The sequence below is a fragment of the Bradyrhizobium sp. NBAIM08 genome (genome assembly GCF_020193935.1).
GTDB lineage: Bacteria > Pseudomonadota > Alphaproteobacteria > Rhizobiales > Xanthobacteraceae > Bradyrhizobium > Bradyrhizobium yuanmingense.
In genome coordinates this window covers 1-387 of the sequence record NZ_JADYVR010001248.1, presented here as the reverse complement: position 1 = coordinate 387, position 387 = coordinate 1, and the positions used below count along the sequence as shown (strand labels likewise).

Annotated in this window: 1 protein-coding gene; it reads left to right on the top strand. The window is 65.9% G+C overall.

The window, feature by feature from the left end; all coding sequences use genetic code 11:
* Nucleotides 1-38 precede the first annotated feature (38 nt).
* On the top strand, nucleotides 39-387 hold a 349-nt coding region (locus tag I6F37_RS44365), incomplete at its 3' end, for a hypothetical protein (protein WP_225155039.1).

The following is a 387-nucleotide window of genomic DNA, read 5'->3' as shown; positions in this document are numbered from 1 at the left end:
GTGCAGCGAGGAAGCTCCATCGCTGCACGGCGCGTCTCGTGCCGGACACGCTGGCGACCAATCCGGTCGCGATTGCGCATGCCCGCCTGGTGGTACTCGGCGGAGACAACCAGCGGCTCCATGAAGAACTGATCTTCGCCGGTGGCGAACTCCGGGAAGGCGGCTTCACCCGCATCGACCGGATCGGACGCTTGCAAGAGCTGCTGGCCGCCGCAACCGATGTTCCCGCAGCCGAAGCGGTTCGCGAGCGCCTGAAGGCGAAGTGGGAAAACCACCGAGACAACCTCGAGCGTGCTCTCGATGCCCGCATGAAGGAGCGCACCACAACCTTGCAAAGCCGCCTCGATGACCGTGCCGCGGGCGAAACCAGCGCGATGAAGGCCGCAC